Below are 19,313 nucleotides of genomic sequence, written 5' to 3' on the forward strand. Positions count from 1 at the left end.
GGCTAAGTGAATAAACTATAGTTTCTTTTTTCGCCGTCGGCGATCACCGGATACCTAAATGACCAACGAAGATGCCGCCGCAAAAACGCCAGAAACCCCGCCGATCGATCTCACCGCCTATTGGAAAGCCGGCGCATCCTGGGAGGCCGAGCTTTATCGCAAGGAACGCCGCTCCCGGAAAATCGCCTGGACCGTGGCGACCGTCGCCGGCATTTCCACGCTGCTCAGCCTGTCGGCCCTCAATCTCCTTGTTCCCCTGAAGCAGTTCGAGGCCGTGGTGGTGATCGCCGACAAGACCACCGGCTTCGTCGAGGTCGCCCGTTCCCTGAACGAGAGCAAGCTTTCCGAGAACGACGCCATCAAGACCGCCAACATCGTCCGCTATATCCGGGCGCGCGAGACCTATGATCCGCGGGCGCTGAAGGATAATTTCGATCTCGCCCAGCTCTATTCGACGGGACAGGCCGCGACCGACCTTCGCCACGAATTCGAGCCGTCGAACCCGCAATCGAAGGACAAGCTGCTCGGCCGCGACACGCGTATTGCCGTCACCATCAAGTCGGTCTCGTTCCTCAATGCCTCCACGGCAACCGTGCGCTTTTCGACGGAAACGCGACGCGACAACACCCTGCGCCGTGAGCATTGGGTCTCGGTGGTTCGCTTCCGCTACACGACCGCGCCGCTGAAGAACGAATATCGTTTTGACAATCCACTCGGCTTCCAAGCAACTGAATATAGGCGCGACCAGGAATCCTTGCCGGAAGTTCTGCCGGCGGACAAGGCGGTGCGATGATGCGGAAACCTGTCCTCGCCCTCGCGACGCTCACGCTGCTCGCCACTGCGACCACCTCGCCGGCGGCCGATCCCCGCATCCGCTACATCACCTTCAACAACAATGCCGTCGTCACCGTCCCGGCCGGCCTCGGTGTCTCCACCATGATCCAGCTTGGCAGCTCAGAAGTGATCGAAACGATTTCGGCCGGCGATACCGCCAGCTGGTCGATCGTGCCGAAAAAGGGCTCCGGCATCCTGTTCGTGAAGCCTCTGCGCGAAAACGCCGAAACGAACGTCAACATCGTCACGAACCAGCGCGTCTATGCCCTGCTCCTCAAAGGTTCCGCCGCGGCCGACCTGCGCGCCGCGTTTCAGGTGCGGTTCAAATATCCTGATGAGGACGTCAATGCCCGGCTGTTGGCCGCCGCGCAGGAGAGCGCCAAGGATCCATTGCTGAAGGATCTCGATCCGAACCGCCTGAACTACGATTATGTCTTCAAGGGCGACACCAGCCTGAAGCCGCGCGTCGCCTTCGATGACGGCACGCATATGTATCTGGAATTTCCCGGCGATATTCCCGCGATCTTCGTGGTCGAGGGCAAGCGCCAGGAGTCGCTCGTCAACCTGCGCACGCAAGGCAAATATGTCGTCGTCGACAAGATCGCGGCTCAGTTCACCCTGCGCGCCGGCGACAAGTGGCTGTGCCTCTATAATCGGCAGGCCAATCGCCAATCCTTCGATCTCATCGAGGACGCCTACGGGCCGAAGCGCCTCGGCCACAAAGAGGAGCGCCAGCGGTGAGCAAAATCGACTTCGACCATCTCGATGGACAAAGCAGCGTGGCAAGCGACCGCAATGGTCGCCTCGGCAAGCTGGCCCTTCCTGTCCTGCTCGTCGTCGGCGTGGGCGTCCTGGCATACGTCAACTGGCCGACCGGACCACAGAACCCCAGCCTCTCCGAAGGCAGCGGCGAGAGCTTCGAGACTTCGAACTCCAGCATTCGCGATTTCCCTGACGAGCCGGTGAAGCAGGCCGCCGATCCCAACCTCGTGCAGATCCCCGTCGCGGAGAAGAAGCCAGTGGATTCCGCTGATGTCGACGTCACCGTCAACCAGGGCGACGATCTCGAAAAGCTGCGGCAGATCGAGGAAGCACGTCGCAAGGCCGAGGAAGAGCGGCTACGAATGGAAGAGGCTCGCCGGCGCGCGGAAGAAAACGCTCGTCTCGCCGAACTCGAGGCCAAGCGGCTGGCGGATGAGGAAAAGGCGCGGTGGGAACGGCTGCGCTCCGAGCAAATCGTCCTCGATGGCTCGAACCGGGAGACGCTGTCCGGCGACCCGGCCGTGACCATCGCCGACGACGGCCAGCTCGTCGCCGTCCCCGGCGCGGAAAGCGACGCCAACAAGGCGTTTCTCGCCCAGTCGGAAAAGCAGACCGCGGGCATCGTGAAGGCGACCCGCTTCGACCGGACGGATGCGCTGGTCGCACAAGGCACTATGATCCGTGGCTTCCTCGAGACGGCGATCAATACCGACCTGCCCGGTATGGTGCGCGCTATCGTGCGCGAGGATGTCCGCTCTCTCGACGGCGGCCGCATCCTCATTCCGAAGGGCTCGCGGCTGGTCGGGGAATACAAGTCCGGCCTGGCCCGCGGCCAGAAGCGCATCTTCATCGTCTGGTCCCGCGTCATCCGCTCGGATGGCGTCTCCGTCGAGATCGCCTCCCCTGGCGCCGATCGCCTCGGCCGCGCCGGGCTCACCGGCGAGATCGACACGCATTTCTGGGAGCGGTTCGGTTCGGCCATCATGCTGTCGGTAATCGGCGGAGCTGCGGAATATGTCTCGGCGCTGGGCGATACCGCCACGGAAAGCGCTCGTTCAATCTCGACGGTCGATCCGCTCACCGGCGCGGTGACGACGGTCACCACGGAGCCGAGCCGCACGGCTGCTGAAGCCCGTTCGATCGCCGCCGAGAAATCGTCGGCCGTCCTCCAGGACATCGCCAACGAAGCCTTCAAGGAAAGCTCGAAGATTCCGCCGACGATCTATGTCGCGCAGGGCGAGTCGATCATCGTCTTCCTCAGGCGCGATCTCGACTTCTCCGCCTTCTATGCCGACCCGGTCCGGCAGGAGATGATGCGGCTCAAGCGCGGTGGCCAGATCCGGCGCAATGTCGACCCGACGCCCTACTATCCGATCGCGCCGGTCTACAAATGAAGCAGTTCCCGTTTCTCGACAAAGCCCTGGAGCGGCTGAAGCCGTTCCTCTCGGATGATCGCGTCTCCGAAATCTCGGTCAATCGCCCTGGCGAGGTGTTCATCGAGCGACTTGGCGTCGCCGGCATGGAACGCGTTGTCGACGCACAGTTTACCGCCGACTGGATCAGAACCCTGAGCGAGCGGGTGGCGGGCTCCACCAACCAGGTTGTCAACGAGGAACATCCCATCCTGTCGGCCTCACTTCCGACCGGCGAGCGCTTTCAGTGCGTGCTGCCGCCGGCGGCACCTGCCGGAGGCGCGATCTCCATCCGCAAGCAGGTCATCCATGACATCGGCCTGGACGTCTACAAGAGCCGCGGCGCCTTCGACGATACGCGCGTCGGTCGCCAACTCCGGCTTTCTCCGGCCGAAGAGACCCTTGCCGCCATGCTGCAGGGCGATGTCGACGTCATGCAGTTTCTGCGGACCGCCGTGCGTTCGCGGGTCTCGATCGCCGTCTCCGGGGGCACCTCGACCGGCAAGTCCACCTTCCTTAATGCTCTGCTGAAGGAGGTTCCGGACGAGGAGCGCATCGTAACGATCGAGGACACCCGCGAGCTGAGACCGCCGACTGCGAACACCGTCGCCCTTCTCGCCTCCAAGGGTGATCAAGGCCGGGCGAAGGTGACGCCACAGCAATTGCTGGAAGCGTCGCTGCGCATGCGGCCGGATCGGGTGATGCTGGGCGAACTTCGCGGCGAGGAGGCGTTCTCCTTCCTTCAGGCGATCAATACCGGACATCCCGGCTCGCTCACCACGGTCCATGCCAATTCCGCCCGTGACGCCTATGACCGTCTGGCATTGATGGTCATGCAGAGTGGCGTCCGGCTGCAGAAGCACGAGATCATCGACTACCTGAAGGAGGTGATCCCGGTGGTTGTTCAGCTTCATCGTTTCCCGGACGGTCGGCGGGTCGTGTCGGAAATCGTCTTCACCAAGGGAGACGTACTGTGAACCCGGCAATCTTGCTGTTCGGATTGGTCATCGCCGCCGCGATGGCGGCCTTCGTCGCCTCGCTTGCCTATGCCGGCCTCTATTACGCCTTCGATAACTCGACCGGGATGTTCCAGGCGCTGCAGGACGATATGCTCGCATCTTATCGAGCGGCGCGTCTCGATCTCGCCGCCGGCGACTGGCATCGGCCTGCGATTGCGGCTGGCGCTGGCGCGGTTGCTGGTTTCGCAATGCTCATCACGGCGATGACCGGCAAAAAGAAATCGACGGATGCGCGGTTTCTGAGCCCGCTGGAAGCGCGGACCCTCGGGCTTACCCGCACGGGCGGCGTGTTCGTCGGACGGATCGGCGGCAGTCTGATCAAGGTTCCGGGCGGGTTCACGCAGCGCGGGTCCGGCCGGCGGCGGTTCTTGAAGCCCATGCTGTTCGGCGGCAAGAAGCTCTGGATCGATGGCGATGACGTCGGCGGCTTCGTCATCGGCCCGCCGAGGTCCGGTAAGGGTGCTTCGCTGATTGTGCCCAACTGCCTGCTTTGGCCTGACAGCATCGTCGTGCTCGACATGCGCGGCGAAACCTATGAGGCGACGGCGGGCTATCGCTCGAAATTCTCGCGCGTACTGCGCTTCTCACCGGCAGATGAGAATGGCGATACCGAATGCTATAACCCGCTGGATTTCGTGGCCATTGATCCAGATCAGCGCGATATCGACATCAACTCGATTGCGACCGCGCTGCTGCCGACGCCCAAAGGCGATGCCTATTGGATTTCCGATGCTCGAGCGCTGTTCGCTGGCGTCACATCTTGGGTGCTCGAAAACCCTGATATCATCGACAAGGACAAGAACCTTGGAACGGTCCTCAATGTCGTCGAGGGTGGCGACCAGCCGCTGCGCGAATGGTTGGAGGAGGTTGCCAATCCCGAGCTTCGTGCCGAGTGGATCAGCTCCTTCACCTATACCACCCTCGCCCGCTTCGCCGTCATGGCCAGCAAGCAGTTCGACGGCGTCTATGGTTCCCTCGCCGCCGCCGTGCGGCCCTTCAAGAACAATCGCATTTTGCGCGCGACGGCGCGGTCCACCTTCGACATCCGGGCGATGCGCCGCGAAAATATGAGCCTCTACCTGGATTTCCGTATCCAGCAGATCGCCTCGATCGGGCCAATCTTCAACGTGCTGATGGTCCAGTTCATGGACTACATGTCGCGCAACATGATGAAGCGGGGCGAACGCCGCGTGCTCGTGCTGCTCGACGAGTTCCAGAATCTCGGCAAGCTGGAAAATGCCCTGACCGTCGCCACCGTCCTCGGCGGTTATGGAATTCCGTGCTGGTTCTTCGTCCAGTCCCTGCGCTCGCTCGACAACGTTTACACCCGCGAGGGCCGGCAGACGCTGGTGAATTCGGCACGCGCGCAGATCTTCCTTGGCGCCCAGGATCCAGAAGATCAGCGATACGTCTCGCAGCTTCTCGGCGAGCGAAAAGAGGTGACCGTCGATAAAGCGGTATCGACGGGCGTGACCCTGTTCGATCGCAAGGGCGCTACCATGTCGCACAAGACCACGATGCGCCCGCTCATGCGGCCCGACGAGCTTGGTGCAATGCACGAGACGCGATGCGTCATCAAGCTGCGGAACCAGCAGCCGATCTTCGGCGTGCGCAATTTCTACTATGCCGACGGCGGGTTGATGAAGCGGGCGTGGTGGCGTGTGCGAACGCCGAAAAAGGAGCAGGGTGTCACAGTCGCAATCGGCGCCAAACATACGGATTTCGAGGTCGCTCTGTCCTCTGAGCTGCACTTCCCAGCGCCTTCGCTCGCTGGAGCAACGTTTGTCGCCAAGAGTTTCGAAGCCGGCAACGAGCCATCGAGAACACCGTCCACTGCACGTATTCCCGACAACCGAAATGATGCGCAGCGGGTGGTAGCTGATTCTCAGCATGCCGTTCATGAAGCCGGCGGCGACGAGCCGGACTTTAGATTTGCCATGAAGAGGAGTGCAGAGCGACAAGCGAACGCGGACAAGTCCCTCGAGAGGATACTTACTTTGCTTGGCGGCACGCCCGTCAAGAAACGGGCGGCCAAAAAAGTCCAAAGGGAAGTCGCATCGGTATTTTCCGACGAATAGCCCAACATCCGGAACACTTTAACACGGACATTAAAAGGCTGGTCGATGGCCACCGCGATGGGCCGCGTTACACTATTCCGACATCTCAGCGGAGATAGCTACCGCCATTGACGTCAAGCGTCGCACCGTTCAGCGAGTCTTGGCCGTAGCGCAGCACGAAGGCGACGAGTTCCGCAATTTCTCTGGGTTCGGCCATGTCGCCGATCGGGATGTCATCTATCGCCTCTGCCATGCTATGCGTAGCGATGAACTTCTCTGCCATGTCGGTGCGTACCAAACCGGGGGCTATACAGACTGCAGATGCACCTTCCCGACCGAAGCTGCGAGCGATTGATTTCGTGAGATTGATCATAGCCGCCTTCGCCGCAGCATAAGGCATCGAATCCCGTGCCCCACCGCGCTGACCAGCGCGGCTAGCAATATTCACGATGCGCCCACCGCCCTCGGTTTTGAAATGAAGAACCGCCTCCTTGCAAAGATCGGCGGCGGCGAAGAGATTTACCTGAAACTCCTTCTGCCATAGTGCCTTCCACTCGCCGTGCGAGTTTTCAATCGAAATTTCCGAGCGATTGCCAGCATTGTTGACGAGGCCGTGGATTCGGCCCGCAAAATCAACCGATTTCCGCCAAAGCGCGGATACTCCCTCGTCTTCGTAAAGGTCAGCTTGTACGATGAGACCGTTGCCACCGATCTTGGCCAGCAATTCTTGCGCTTTATCCTCATTCTTCCTGTAGTGAATGATCGGCCTCGCCCCTTCCAACGCAAGTCGCTCTACGACCGCCGCTCCGATCCCACCTGAGGCACCAGTAACCAAGATCGTCTGCCCAAGCAAAGACTGGTCCATGTTCATATCCTTCGTTGATATTCGCCTTCGCAAATCGGTGATCGCACGCAAATCTCCATGGAGTGAGATGCGACCACCATGTTCTTGGTGGGATTCACCTTTTCGGCCAGGGTTTGGCTCACATATTCGGATAGACCGGCCCCTCGCCGCCCTGCGGCGGCACCCAGTTGATGTTCTGGTTGGGGTCCTTGATGTCGCAGGTCTTGCAGTGCACGCAGTTCTGCGCGTTGATGACGTAAACTTGCCTGCCGTCCTTCTCCACCCATTCGTAGACGCCCGCCGGACAGTAGCGGGTCGACGGACCGGCATAGACGTCGAGTTCGGAGGTCTTCTGCAGCTCCGGGTTCTTCACCTGAAGGTGGACCGGCTGGTCTTCCTCGTGGTTGGTGTTCGACAGGAACACCGAGGACAGACGGTCGAAGGTCAGAACGCCATCCGGCTTCGGATAGTCGATCTTCTTGTGCTTGGCCGCCGGCTCCAGCGACTGCGCATCGGTCTTGCCGTGCTTCAGCGTGCCGAAGAAGGAGAAGCCGAGGAGCGTGTTCGTCCACATGTCGAGGCCGCCGAGCGCCACGCCGACCGCAGTGCCGAACTTCGACCACAGCGGCTTGACGTTGCGCACCTTCCTGAGGTCCGAGCCGATGGCGCTGTCGCGCCAGCCCTGCTCGATCTCGATCGGCTCGTCATTGGCGCGGCCACTCGCGATTGCATCCGCGAGCTTTTCGGCGGCGAGCATGCCCGAGAGCACCGCATTGTGGCTGCCCTTAATGCGCGGCACGTTGACGAAGCCCGCCGAGCAGCCGATCAGCGCACCGCCCGGAAACGACAGTTTCGGTACCGACTGGTAGCCGCCCTCGGTGATGGCGCGTGCGCCGTAGGACAAGCGCTTACCGCCTTCGAAGGTGCCGCGGATCGCCGGATGCGTCTTGAAGCGCTGGAATTCCTCGAAGGGGAAGAGATAGGGGTTCTTGTAGTTCAAGTGCACCACGAAGCCGACGGCAACCATGTTGTCTTCGAGGTGATAGAGGAACGAGCCGCCGCCGGTCTTCATGCCGAGCGGCCAGCCGAAGGAGTGCTGCACGAGGCCGGGCTTGTGGTTCTCGGGTTTGACCTGCCAGAGTTCCTTGAGGCCGATGCCGAATTTCTGGGGTTCGCGATCCTTCTGAAGGTCGAACTTCGCGATGAGCTGCTTGGCGAGCGAGCCGCGCACGCCCTCGGAGATCAGCGTGTATTTTCCCAGCAGCGCCATGCCGCGGGTAAAGTTCGGGCCGGGCTCGCCGTTGCGCTCGATGCCCATGTCGCCGGTGGCCACGCCGATGACGGCGCCCTCGTCATTGTAGAGCACCTCGGTCGCGGCAAAGCCGGGATAGATCTCGACGCCGAGCTCTTCCGCCTTGGTGGCGAGCCACCGACAGACATTGCCGAGCGAGACGATGTAGTTGCCGTGGTTGTTCATCAAGGGCGGCATGGCGAAGTTCGGCAGCCGCACCGAGCCGGCCGGGCCGAGCAGCAGGAAATGGTCGTCCTTCACCTCGGTCTTGAACGGATGGCTGTCATCCTCACGCCAGCCGGGCAGCAGGCGGTCGATGCCGATCGGATCCACAACCGCGCCGGACAGGATATGCGCGCCGACTTCCGAACCCTTTTCCAGCACGACGACCGTCAGATCCGGATTGGCCTGCTTCAGCCGGATCGCCGCAGAAAGCCCCGCAGGACCGGCACCTACGATCACCACGTCGAATTCCATACTCTCGCGTTCGGGGAGTTCCGCCGTTTCGGTCATGCGAAGGCCGCCGCGAATCCACGATCGAGGTCGTCGATCAGATCGTTCACATCCTCAAGTCCCACCTGGAGGCGGATGATCGACATCTCGAAATCAGGCCGTCGAACAATTCGGTCGGAGAGGCCCACCTGAACTGCAAGGCTCTCATAGCCACCATAGGAATAGCCAAGGCCAAAGATCTCCAATGCATTCAGGAAACTCTTTGGATCTGCGGCACGCGGCAGGGCGAACGAGAAAAGACTGGAAGAGCCGGAAAAGTCGCGTCGCCAAATTGCGTGACCAGGATTGCCTTCAAGAGCAGGGTGGTAGACCTGCTCGACTTTGGGGTGGCCTTCGAGCCATTTGGCAATGGCAAGCGTTGATTGCTGGTGCGTGTCGAGCCTTCGGCCCATTCCCCGCAATCCGCGGAGGATTTGATATGCGTCATCAGACCCTACGCACATGCCGAGAACCATGTGCCCGCGATTGAGTTTCGGCCAGCATGCCTCGTTGGCGGAGACCGTACCCATCAGAACGTCTGAATGTCCTCCAAAATACTTGGTTGCCGCATGGATTACGATATCCGCGCCGATACCGATGGGCTTGAAAAAGAGGGGCGTCGCCCAGGTGTTGTCGATCATCGTGACGATAGCGCGTTCTTTGCACACCGCGACGATCGCCGGCACATCCTGCATCTCAAAGGTGTTCGAGCCGGGCGTCTCCAAGAACACAACCTTCGTTTCCGGGCGAAACAGAGAGACGATATCTCCGGCGATCAACGGGTCGTAGTATTCGACCGCGACCCCCATTCGCGGCAGCACCTCGTTCGCAAACCGACGGGTCGGGCCATAGACGGAATCCGTGATAAGCACATGATCCCCTGCCGAGAGAAAGGTCAGAAGCGGGACAGAGATCGCGGCCAGTCCGGACGGCACCAAAACTGTTCCGGCAGCACCTTCGAGTTCCGTCAGCGCCGCACAAAGAGCATCAGTCGTCGGCGTGCCATGTGTTGCGTAGGTGTATTTCTGGTTCTCGCTTGCAAGCGTCTCGGCATCCGGAAAAAGAACTGTGGAGGCGCGCACGATCGGCGGGTTGACGAAACCATGAAATGACAGCGGATCATAGCCGGCGTGGCCAAGCTGCGTATTGGTTCCGATTTTCTTGCTCGAGTGCGACATTGAAATTCTCTCCCTGGGATATGGGGTTATCAGGCGAGTTCGGAGGACATGCGAGCCAGGTCCTGCCAAAGACCCTCTGCAAGGCTGCGCCCGACGATAAGTTCGAATCCGCTGTCCTTCACGCGGGTAAGGTGGACGGAAACATGGCCGATCAACGCCACCGTGGAGTTCCCGATGGGAAATGCGGCGGCGTCGAAGTCGACCGCGCTTCCCTTTGCGAGGACGTCCTCGACGGCCGATCCGGCAAGCGATAGGCGAACGCGCCCATGACTCTGGTCAACGGCATAACCTACCGCATGAATACTTGCTTCAAGACTGTCCAGTTCCTCCCGCGCCCAAGCAGTATTCCCGACGAGAAGCCACTCGCCCGGAGCGGCCGGTCGAACCTCGCACTCTTTGTCGGCCGTGAGATCTGCCAGGAGCGGTGCGAGATCACCGGCTCCCCTTCGGGCTAGAATTTGAATGATCGACCCCTCCGGCAAAGCACGAAGATCGACTTGCTTCACGTTGATCGGTCTTAGACCAGCAAGGACGGCCCGATGTTTGATACCAGCCTCAGCCATGGAGTCTTTCACCTTCTGAATCGTAGAAGACCGGGCTGCAAAGCCGGCAGGGAGTGAATTCTTGCTGAAGGCTGTCGTAGGCGATCACCTCTTCCCCATGTCGAGCCGCCCCACGCTTGACCAAGGCCAACCCGATCTTGGAGCCGACATGCGGTGAGAACGCCGTCGAGGTCACATAGCCCTGATCGTTCTCCAGCGTCCACGAAGCATTCTTTTCGAGGATGTGCGCGCCACTCCGGATTGCGGCTTGGTGATCAAGGGGAACGATCCCGACAAGTTGCGGCCGCTCCGGGTCACGGAGGCCCTCGCGCGCCAGCATGTGCTTGCCGATGAAATCCGCTTTGGAAGGTGAGACCATCTTGGCAAAGCCGAGATCAGCCGGAACGACCGTACCGTTAATCTCGCTATGGGTTACATGGCCTTTTTCAATCCTGAGCACGCTGAGCGCCTCGACCCCATAGGGTTGAAGGCCGTGGTTCTGGCCGGCGATCATCAGCGCATCGGCGACGCTCTCGCCGTAACCTGCGGGCACCGCAAGTTCATAGGCAAGTTCCCCTGAGAAGGAGATGCGGAACAGCCGCCCATGAAGTTGACCTTGGAAAAGTGATATCTCCCTAGCGCCGAGGAAAGGAAACGCCGCATTCGACAGGTCTTCATCAACGATCTGCTGCAGGATATTTCGTGACTGGGGTCCAGCAACCGCCATTTGCGCCCAATGGTCGGTAGACGACGAAAGATGAACGTCGAGATTCGGCCATAACACCTGGGCGCAGAATTCGAGATGGTTCAGAACGCCTGCTGCATAGGCTGTCGTGGTGGTGATGAAGAAATGGTCTTCAGAGAACCGGCTGACGGTTCCGTCATCGTAGATCATACCGTCTTCGCGCAGCATGAGGCCGTAGCGCGCTTTCCCGATGGGCAGCTTGCGCAAGCCATTCGAGTACACCCTGTCGAGGAACTCCGCCGCATCTGTTCCGAGGACCTCTATTTTGCCAAGCATGGAAACATCGCAAAGGCCGGCATTCGCCCGAACATTGGTTGCCTCTCGATCGACGCTCTCCCGCCAGGTCGTTTCGTAGTCACGCGGGAACCAGGCGGAGCGATACCATAGACCGGATTCTACAAACACGGCGCCGTGCTTTGCCGCCCAATCGTGGAGCGGCGACTTCCGGACCGGCTGGAAATGCTCCCCATGGTAGGAACCCGCTAGCGATCCGAAGGAGACAGGCGTATAGAACGGGCGAAATGTCGTTGTGCCGACCTCTCTAGGGGACACGCCGCGCGCGTCGGCAAGGAGACCGATCGCGTTCACATTCGACAGCTTGCCCTGATCTGTTGCCATCCCATTCGTCGTGTATCGCTTCGCGTGCTCGACATGGCCATAGCCTTCCTGGACCGCAAGACCGAGATCTCTGTGGTGAACGTCATTCTGAAAATCCACGAAGGCTTTACCGCGGATACGCGGAATCGACCACAAGGCGCGCGCCGGCGGGGCAACAATATCATCCTCGATGGTTCCAAAATCCTGCTGCTCTACGCGAAAACCGAGATCGCCAACGAGACTCGCTGCCTTTGCAGCACCATCGTCCAGACATGCGGCGATCCCGGAAATAGCATTGCAAGAGCCCGCAACGACGAGCCCGCTCAATTCCGGTGCGAGGAATGCCGCATACTGATCAGACCAATCGGGCTTGCCGCCGCGGTGGCAGGCAAGGTGTATGATTGGGCTAAAACCTCCAGCCATTGCCAAGGCATCGACCTTCAGGTTTTCTCTCCGATTGCCGTGCCAGATATCGACTGAAGATAACATCTTGCCGCCGCGGGCGTCCGAAACCACCGCACCGCGGATGACCCGGAATTCACCGAAATATGGCGGGTTCGCGTCATTTCGGCTGTCGATAACGGCAACAACCGGTTGCCCCCTCGCTTCGAGATCGCGCGCAAGAGCATAGCCGCTATCATTCGTCGTGAAGATCGCAGTTCGAGTGCCCGGTGCGATAGCAAAGCGATTCAAATAGGTTCGCATTGCCGTCGCCATCATGACGCCCGGAATGTCATTGCCACCGAAGACGAGCGGGCGTTCCTCCGAGCCGCTGGCCAAGAGCGCCTTCTTGGCAACGATGCGCCAGAGCCTTTCCGCGAGCCGGCCGGCATCGGCAACGCTATCCCCCCTTTGGACACGCTCCACCGCGCCGAAAACGTTACCATCGAACCAACCGAATACGGTCGTACTGGCCAGCACCCGCGCATTGGGGTAGGAGTTCAGCTCGCCCACGGCTTGCCGCACGAATTCCGGGGCTGACACGTCGCCAATCGTTGCGGTTTCCGAAAGAAGCGAGCCGCCAATCATTGCCTGCTCGTCGACGAGCACAACGCGCGCACCTGATCGCGCGGCCGTTAAAGCGGCCGCTATGCCGGTGGGTCCACCGCCGATCACCAAAAGATCGCAATGCGCCCAAGTCTTTTCAAAGCGATCAGGATCCGCTTCGCCCGACGCTTTTCCGAGACCCGCCGCTGTCCGGATCAGCGGTTCGTAGACCATTTCCCAGAACCACGACGGCCGCATGAAGGTTTTGTAGTAGAAACCGGCGCCCAGGAAGGGAGAGAGCAGACCGTTCACCGCGCCAAGGTCGAATTCAAGGGAGGGCCAGCGGTTCTGGCTGGAGGCTTCCAGACCGGCGTACAGCATCTGCGTCGTGGCCCGCGTATTGGGCTCAGAGCGCCCGCCGCGGCCTACCGTAACCAGTGCGTTCGGTTCGGAGGCACCGGCTGTAAGGATGCCGCGCGGACGATGATATTTAAAGCTGCGACCGACAAGTTGACGACCGTTGGCCAGAAGCGCAGATGCCAACGTGTCACCAGCAAAGCCTCGCATCGACTTTCCGTCGAAGGTGAATGCTAGTGGTGCGGCACGGTCGATGAGACCGCCGGCCGGTAGACGATGGGTGCTCATCGAGGGTGTTCTCCTTCGAGCGTAGCATCCCGGCTCGCCTCAATTTCATGGGTTGCAGTGTCGCGGGTGACGATCAGCCAGCGGCGGCATCCGGCCGTATGGTGCCAAAACTCGTCATGACGGCCGCGGGGATTCGTGCGCAAATAGACATACTCGAACCACGTTTCCGGGTTGGCCAGCGTTTCTGGGCGTGGGAGGGCGGCCCCCTTTACCGTGAACTCTTCCTTCGGGCGGCCGCCGCAATGTGGGCAGGGAATAAGACTTGCCATTCGTTCAATCCAGATCGGCAGGGGTTAGTGCAGGTTCGGTTGTGCGCCGCTTCCGGTTTCATCGATCAGATAACCGCGCTCGAAACGGTCGAGCCGGAATGCCGATGCGGTCGCATGCGATGTCCCGCGAGCGAGCAAGTGGGCGAAGCAATAGCCGGATGCCGGCGTCGCCTTGAATCCGCCGTAGCACCAGCCCGCGTTGAGATAGAGATTTTCGATTGGCGCTCGATCGATGATGGGCGAACCGTCCATGGACATGTCCATGATACCCCCCCAGGACCGAAGAATACGAACGCGCGAAAGCGAAGGGATCATCGTCTTCGCCGCCTCCGCGACATGCTCGACGGTCGCCAGATTACCGCGCTGGGCATAGGAATTGTAACCATCGATGTCGCCGCCGAAGACCAAGCCCCCCTTGTCAGATTGCGATATGTAGAAATGCCCCATTCCAAACGATACGACGCAGTCGATGAAGGGTTTCAGTCCCTCTGACACGAAGGCCTGCAACACATGGCTTTCAATCGGAAGTTTGAGGCCCACCATCTCCGCAAGCCTCGACGAATTGCCGGCCGTGGCCAATGCCAGCTTGCCGCAGCCCATGAAGCCGCGGCTGGTCTCGACGCCAACAACTTTTCCATCCTCGCGGCGTATTCCGTTGACCTCGCAATTCTGAATGATGTCGACGCCGCGGCTGTCGGCCCCGCGCGCGTAGCCCCAGGCGACGGCATCGTGGCGAACCGTACCGCCACGGCTCTGGAGGAACCCGCCCAAAATAGGAAAACGCGTGTTGTTGAAGCCGAGGTACGGTGCCATCGACTTCACTGCATCGAGATCGAGCAACATTGCATCGACGCCATGGAGGTGCATGGCGTTTCCCTTCCGAATGAAGGCGTCGCGCTGGCCGTCCGTATGAAAGAGATTGAGCACGCCGCGTTGGGAAACCATCGCGTTGAAATTGAGCTCCCGCTCCAGCCCTTCCCAGAGTTTCAACGAGAATTCGTAGAAAGGATTATTTCCAGGAAGCAAATAGTTCGAGCGGATGATGGTTGTGTTGCGTCCGACATTGCCGGACCCAATGTAGCTCTTTTCCAATACAGCTATGTTCGAGAGCCCGAATTCCTTTGCGAGATAGTAGGCCGTCGCAAGTCCGTGACCGCCACCTCCGACAATGATGACGTCATAATGCGGCTTCGGTTCGGGGCTGCGCCAGGCTGGCTTCCACCATCTGTTACCGAAGAGGCCGTTCGCAAAAATCGAGAGGGCAGAGTAGCGCATCGAAAGATACCGAATATGCTGCGGGGAAATGCAGCGCATCGCATGATGCTGCGATGCGCTGCCGGACATTCGATCAAGCCGGGTTCGAGCCCGCCCAGCCCGAGATCGCCTTGGCTTCGAGGAATTCTTCGATCCCCCAGAGTCCGCCCTCGCGAGCCCGGCCGGATGCCTTCACGCCACCGAACGGCGAACCGGCGCCGCGAGGATTGCCATTCATTTCGATCATCCCGGCGCGGAGTTGCGAGGCGACGCGGTTACGCCTTTCGCCGTCGGTGGATTGGACGTAATTCGACAAGCCATAAGGCGTATCATTAGCGATCCGGACAGCCTCTTCTTCGGTGTCGAAAGGGATGATCGTCAGGACCGGTCCGAAGATTTCTTCCCGTGCGATTGCCATGTCATTGTTGGCGTCGGCAAAGATCGTCGGACGGACGAAGTAGCCCTGTTCATGCCCTTCCGGACGACCGAGACCACCAGCGATGAGACGCGCCCCTTCTTCGATTCCCTTCTGGATCATTTCCTGGACCTTCTGGAACTGCGCCTCCGATGCAAGCGGTCCGATATGGTTGCCAGGCTTGTGGCTGGAATCGACCACGAGGCTTTCCGCAACCGCCTTCGCCTCGTCAACGACGCGATCGTAGATCGACCGCTCTACCAGCATACGCGTTGGCGCATTGCAGCTCTGCCCGGTATTGTTGAAGCAATGGAGGACACCGCGTTTCACCGCTTCCGCGTCCGCGTCGGCAAACACCAAGTTGGCGCCTTTTCCACCAAGTTCGAGGACCACCCGTTTCAGAGTTTCTGCCGCGGTCTTGGAGATCGCGACGCCGGCCCGCGTGGAACCCGTGAAGCTGATCATTTCCACATCGGGATGCGAGGACAGACGCGTGCCTACGCCAGCACCATCGCCATTGACGAGATTGAAGACGCCCTTGGGGAAACCAGCCTGGTCGATATATTCCGCGAACAGCATCGAGGAAAGCGGCGCGATCTCGGAGGGCTTGTGGACCATGGTGCAGCCCGCCAGCAAAGCGGGGATGACTTTGAGAGTCACCTGATTCATCGGCCAGTTCCAGGGAGTGATGAGGCCGACGACGCCGATCGGGTCCATGAGGATGCGGTCGTTGGGAGCATGCGGACCGAGCGGCCGGATGAACTCGAAGTCCTTGAATGCGGTGATGAAGTTCGAGATGTGCCAGGTGCCGGCGCCGACTTGCTTTTCCAGCGCCATGTCGATAGGCGCGCCCATCTCCAGGCTGATTGCCTGGGCCATTTCCGGTGCGCGGCGCTTGTAGATTTCGAGCAAGCGCTCGACCAGCTTGAGACGTTCGGCGGGGGCAGTCTTCGACCAGCTCTCGAACGCACGCTTGGCGACCGCGACCGCCCGGTCGGCGTCGGCGGGGCTACCGATGCTGATAACTGCGCAGGCCTCTTCTGTCGACGGGTCGATAACGGCGAGTTCGCGGGCTTCCAGCGGTGCCACCCATTCGCTATCGATGTAAAACAATTTCTTTTCCAGCATTGCTGTCTCCAATTTTTCGAAAGGAAGGACGTTGCCCGCCGGAAGAGCGGGCATCGATGGCATTAGATAATGAGGTCGATGAGGAACGGTGCCTTCTGCCTGAAGCTCTGCTGCATCAGGTCGGCGCACTCTTCCATTGTGGTCGCGCGTGCGGCCTCGACGCCCATGCCATTTGCCAACTTGATCCAGTCAAGATCGGGGTTCGAGAGGTCAAGCATGCCCATCGCTGTCGGGCCGGGAACGGCGCCGACGTTCTTGTATTCGCCGATCAGGATATTGTACTTCCGGTTATTGAGCAGGATCGTCGTGCAAGGGAGCTTTTCTCGGGCCTGCGTCCAGAGCGACTGCAGGGAATACATCGCGGAGCCGTCTGCCTGCAGGCTGATAACCCTTCGATCACCGCCACCGGCGACCGCTGCGCCGGTGGAGACCGGAAGGCCGTCGCCGATCGCGCCGCCGCCAAGGTTCAGCCAGTCGTGAGCTGGGGCATTGTGCGTGAGCTTATAGAAGTCGCGGCCATAGGAGATGCTCTCGTTGGAAACGATCGAGTTTTCGGGCATCAGGGCCGCGAGGGTGACGGCCAGGTTTTCCTGTGTCGTGGCTCCACGCGCGGGTTCGGGGCGCGGACCCACATCCGGGATCGCCACCTCGGGAGCAATGAACCAGACCTGCGGATGGCGTGCGAGCACATCGAGGATAGGTTCGTAGTCTTCCTTGCGATAGATCGAGCCGGTCGGGTTGGACGGCGAGTTGATCAACAACCAGCGGGTACGCGGCGTGATGGCCCGTTCCAGATCTTCTGCCCGCAGGCGGAACCCATCTTCGGACCGTGTTTGCAAAATGATCGGCGTCGCGCCCATCATCTCGACGATGTCGCTGTAGCTTACCCAGTAGGGCGCCGGAAGAATTACCTCGTCGCCAGCCTGGATCGTCGCGAAGAATGCGCTGAACAGGAGCATCTTCGCGCCGGTCGTGACGACGATCTCTTCCGGCGTGAAATCGAGCCCGTTTTCGCGTTTGAACTTTTCGCGCACGGCAGCCTTGATCGCGGGCGAGCCATCGAGCGCGGTATAGTGAGTATCCCCGGCGCGCATCGCCTTGATCGCCGCTTCCTGAATATTCTCAGGTGTATCGAAATCCGGCTCGCCGACATGAAGACCCACGATGTCGCGGCCCTGGCGGCTGAGTTCTGCCGTCGCGGCCATCATGCGAGAGATCGCCGAAGGTCCGACCTTCGACAAGGCGTTCGACGGCTTGAACACCGCGGCGGCCGAAGTATGGATATCTGCCATTGTTAGTTCCTCTTCCAATTCATGGGATACTTCTGCGTACATTCGCCATCGACTGAGATGACGGAACGCTTGACTTTTGATGCGCTCTCATGGCCTCGGCGCCTATCGGAGGGCTGAGGACGCGTGTCGGTGTTCAGGGCTCGGCCGTCGGCGGCCAGACCGTTCAGAATGAGCTCGCAATACTCCATCGCGAAGGAGGAGGCGGGACGGCCATGCCCTGGCTTGAACCAGCGAACCATCCAGTTCAGCATCGAGAGGATCGCGCGGCTTATCGACCGGGAATCCGTATTTCGATAGCGGCCGGATTCGATGCCTGCGAGCACGATCCGTCGAAGAAGCTCTTCGTAGGCGTCGCGCAGTTCCTGCGCTTCTTCGAGCAGCCCACCATTCTCCATGCCGCCGTAGCCCACCAACATCGTGACGAAGCCATGGTAATGCGCTTCGAAGTAGTCGGCGTGTGCCGTCATAAAGCGGCAAAGAGCCTCCGGGGCCTCGTCGTCACCATCAACAGCGATATTTACAGCTTCAAGAAGGCCCTTGAGCGTCCGGACGATGATAGCCTCGTATATTTCCTTCTTGTTCGGGAAGTAATGGTAGATCGCGGCCTTGGTGACGCCGACCGCTTCCGCGACACTTCCTAACGAAGTCCCATCGAAGCCCTCCCGCGCGAACAGTTCGGCGGCTTCGTCCAGAATCTTGCCGCGTGCATTCTCCATCGTGGGTGGACGGCCCTGGCGGCGAACGCGCTCCTTCTGCATCAGAGCTACTTTCGGGTCGTCGCCGGGATACCGGCAACTACGCCCATCTCCAAAAGCTGATCGACCCGATCTGCGCTCAGATCCAGCTCGGCCTGAAGGACTTGGCGGGTATGCTCGCCGACCTCGGGTGGAAGTGTCGGCGGAGCAAACGGACTTTCCGACATGCGCAACGGGCTGCGCACGGAGCGGAAGGTGCCGATCCTTTCGGAAGGAACCGAAACGACAGTGTCCCGAAGGATTGCAACATCGCTAGCGAACGCCTGGCCGACAGTGCGAAGCTCGCCAGCCGGGACTCCGACGGCGCGAAGTTCGGCGAGAAGCTCATGCAGTTTACGATCGCGCAACTTGTCCTCGATGATCGGCAGTAACTCATCACGCGCCTCGGTTCGTCCTTTATTGGTGACGAACCGCTCATCCATCGCGAGATCCGGCAGACCGATGATCTTGCAGAACCGCCGGAACTGTTCGTCGTTTCCGACTGCGAGTGCAATTCGGCCATCGACGCAATCGAACAGTTGATATGGTACGATGCTCGGATGAGCGTTGCCATAGCGCAACGCTTCTCTTCCGGTATTGAGATGACCCGACGCGACGTTGGCCAACATGAACATCGCGCTGTCGGTCAGGCTGATGTCGAGCCACTGGCCCTTTCCGGTGCGTTCGCGCATAAACAGGGCAGCGAGAATTGCTTGCACGGCATTCATGCCCGATATGAGATCGATGAAGGCGACACCGAGCCGCATCGGCTCGCCATCCTTTTCGCCCGTAATCGACATGAATCCAGATTCAGCC

General features: G+C 60.3%; 16 protein-coding genes. 5 read left to right on the forward strand and 11 right to left on the reverse strand.

Annotation, left to right across the window (positions count from 1 at the left end):
- Positions 1-58: 58 nt before the first annotated feature.
- The 5 genes from FFS37_RS31145 to FFS37_RS31165 are packed head-to-tail and all read left to right on the forward strand — an operon-like array spanning position 59 to position 6,105.
- A complete protein-coding gene (locus tag FFS37_RS31145) occupies positions 59-793 on the forward strand; it encodes a virB8 family protein (RefSeq protein ID WP_137934780.1) in 735 nt (244 codons plus the stop codon).
- Positions 793-1,575, forward strand: coding sequence for a TrbG/VirB9 family P-type conjugative transfer protein (locus FFS37_RS31150; protein WP_171026493.1), 783 nt, complete (start codon positions 793-795; stop codon positions 1,573-1,575). Before FFS37_RS31145 ends, FFS37_RS31150 begins: the two co-directional genes overlap by 1 nt.
- Complete coding sequence (gene virB10, locus FFS37_RS31155) at positions 1,572-2,990, forward strand: type IV secretion system protein VirB10 (protein WP_137934782.1); 1,419 nt, start codon at positions 1,572-1,574, stop codon at positions 2,988-2,990. Before FFS37_RS31150 ends, virB10 begins: the two co-directional genes overlap by 4 nt.
- Positions 2,987-3,985, forward strand: coding sequence for a P-type DNA transfer ATPase VirB11 (virB11, locus tag FFS37_RS31160; RefSeq protein ID WP_137934783.1), 999 nt, complete (start codon positions 2,987-2,989; stop codon positions 3,983-3,985). Before virB10 ends, virB11 begins: the two co-directional genes overlap by 4 nt.
- On the forward strand, positions 3,982-6,105 hold the full coding sequence (locus FFS37_RS31165; RefSeq protein ID WP_137934784.1) for a type IV secretory system conjugative DNA transfer family protein: 2,124 nt from the start codon (positions 3,982-3,984) through the stop codon (positions 6,103-6,105). Before virB11 ends, FFS37_RS31165 begins: the two co-directional genes overlap by 4 nt.
- 85 nt (positions 6,106-6,190) lie before the next feature.
- Here FFS37_RS31165 and FFS37_RS31170 read toward each other — a convergent pair whose 3' ends face one another.
- From FFS37_RS31170 to FFS37_RS31220, 11 genes are all read right to left on the reverse strand, one after another.
- On the reverse strand, positions 6,191-6,955 hold the full coding sequence (locus tag FFS37_RS31170; RefSeq protein WP_137934785.1) for an SDR family NAD(P)-dependent oxidoreductase: 765 nt from the start codon (positions 6,953-6,955) through the stop codon (positions 6,191-6,193).
- A 112-nt stretch (positions 6,956-7,067) separates the two neighbouring features.
- On the reverse strand, positions 7,068-8,732 hold the full coding sequence (locus FFS37_RS31175; RefSeq protein ID WP_137934786.1) for an electron transfer flavoprotein-ubiquinone oxidoreductase: 1,665 nt from the start codon (positions 8,730-8,732) through the stop codon (positions 7,068-7,070).
- Positions 8,729-9,889 carry a cystathionine beta-lyase gene (gene metC, locus FFS37_RS31180; RefSeq protein ID WP_137934787.1) on the reverse strand — a complete coding sequence of 387 codons (1,161 nt, stop codon included), beginning with the start codon at positions 9,887-9,889 and terminating at the stop codon, positions 8,729-8,731. The genes FFS37_RS31175 and metC overlap by 4 nt, the downstream gene beginning before the upstream one ends.
- A gap of 29 nt (positions 9,890-9,918) precedes the next feature.
- The gene (locus tag FFS37_RS31185; protein ID WP_137934788.1) at positions 9,919-10,452 is read right to left on the reverse strand and encodes a sarcosine oxidase subunit gamma family protein; all 534 of its coding nucleotides are present in this window, start codon (positions 10,450-10,452) and stop codon (positions 9,919-9,921) included.
- Positions 10,445-13,405 carry a sarcosine oxidase subunit alpha family protein gene (locus FFS37_RS31190; protein ID WP_137934789.1) on the reverse strand — a complete coding sequence of 987 codons (2,961 nt, stop codon included), beginning with the start codon at positions 13,403-13,405 and terminating at the stop codon, positions 10,445-10,447. The genes FFS37_RS31185 and FFS37_RS31190 overlap by 8 nt, the downstream gene beginning before the upstream one ends.
- A complete protein-coding gene (locus tag FFS37_RS31195; protein ID WP_137934790.1) occupies positions 13,402-13,674 on the reverse strand; it encodes a sarcosine oxidase subunit delta in 273 nt (90 codons plus the stop codon). The genes FFS37_RS31190 and FFS37_RS31195 overlap by 4 nt, the downstream gene beginning before the upstream one ends.
- Before the next feature lie 24 nt (positions 13,675-13,698).
- A complete protein-coding gene (locus FFS37_RS31200) occupies positions 13,699-14,949 on the reverse strand; it encodes a sarcosine oxidase subunit beta family protein (RefSeq protein ID WP_137934800.1) in 1,251 nt (416 codons plus the stop codon).
- Between the two features lie 73 nt (positions 14,950-15,022).
- The gene (locus tag FFS37_RS31205; protein ID WP_137934791.1) at positions 15,023-16,471 is read right to left on the reverse strand and encodes an aldehyde dehydrogenase family protein; all 1,449 of its coding nucleotides are present in this window, start codon (positions 16,469-16,471) and stop codon (positions 15,023-15,025) included.
- Positions 16,472-16,533: 62 nt separating this feature from the next.
- A complete protein-coding gene (locus FFS37_RS36270; protein ID WP_171026494.1) occupies positions 16,534-17,763 on the reverse strand; it encodes an aminotransferase class I/II-fold pyridoxal phosphate-dependent enzyme in 1,230 nt (409 codons plus the stop codon).
- A 2-nt stretch (positions 17,764-17,765) separates the two neighbouring features.
- Positions 17,766-18,521, reverse strand: a complete 756-nt coding sequence (locus FFS37_RS31215) for a TetR/AcrR family transcriptional regulator (RefSeq protein ID WP_081988879.1) — start codon at positions 18,519-18,521, stop codon at positions 17,766-17,768.
- Between the two features lie 5 nt (positions 18,522-18,526).
- On the reverse strand, positions 18,527-19,313 hold a 787-nt coding region (locus tag FFS37_RS31220; protein WP_137934792.1), incomplete at its 5' end, for a CaiB/BaiF CoA transferase family protein.

It is taken from the genome of Mesorhizobium comanense (genome assembly GCF_005503535.1).
GTDB lineage: Bacteria > Pseudomonadota > Alphaproteobacteria > Rhizobiales > Rhizobiaceae > Mesorhizobium > Mesorhizobium comanense.